This is a genomic window from Candidatus Pelagibacter communis (genome assembly GCF_001180225.1).
GTDB lineage: Bacteria > Pseudomonadota > Alphaproteobacteria > Pelagibacterales > Pelagibacteraceae > Pelagibacter > Pelagibacter ubique_D.
Genome location: NZ_CVST01000042.1, coordinates 1 through 629, shown reverse-complemented (window position 1 = coordinate 629; position 629 = coordinate 1). Strand labels below are relative to the sequence as shown.

Below are 629 nucleotides of genomic sequence, written 5' to 3'. Positions count from 1 at the left end.
AAATTAGAGGCACAAGGAAACCCAATGATACATCTCGGGTTAGGTCAACCAGATTTTAAAACACCTAAACATGTAGTTGAAGCTGCAAAAAAAGCATTAGACGATGGTCATCATGGTTATGTTCTTTCAAATGGAATTTTAGAGTGCAGACAAGCAGTTACTAGATGGATCAAGAAAAGATATAACGCCGAAGTAGATCCAGAAAGAATTACTATAATGCCAGGTGGTAAACCTACAATGCATTATGCGATACAGTGTTTTGGTGAGCCAGGAGCAGAAATTATTCATCCAACACCAGCTTTTCCTATTTATGAGTCTATGATTAATTATACAGGCTCTACTGCTGTACCTTATGATTTAACAGAAGATAAAGATTTAAAATTTAGTGCAGATAAAATTTTATCTTTAATCACTGACAAGACTAGATTGTTAATTTTAATTAACCCTAATAACCCAACTGGAAGTTTTGTTGAGAAGTCTGAAATTGATAAACTAGCAGAAGGTTTAAAAAAACATCCTCATGTGACTATATTAAGCGATGAAATTTACAGTAGACAAATATTTGACAATAAAGAAATGCCAACATTCTTTAACTATCCTGAGTTAAGAGAAAGACTAATTGTTTTAGA

At 32.9% G+C, this 629-nt stretch carries 1 protein-coding gene; it reads left to right on the top strand.

The features are described from left to right. The coding region (locus AMN99_RS03785; protein ID WP_143323921.1) for a pyridoxal phosphate-dependent aminotransferase at positions 1-629 on the top strand (629 nt) is incomplete at both ends.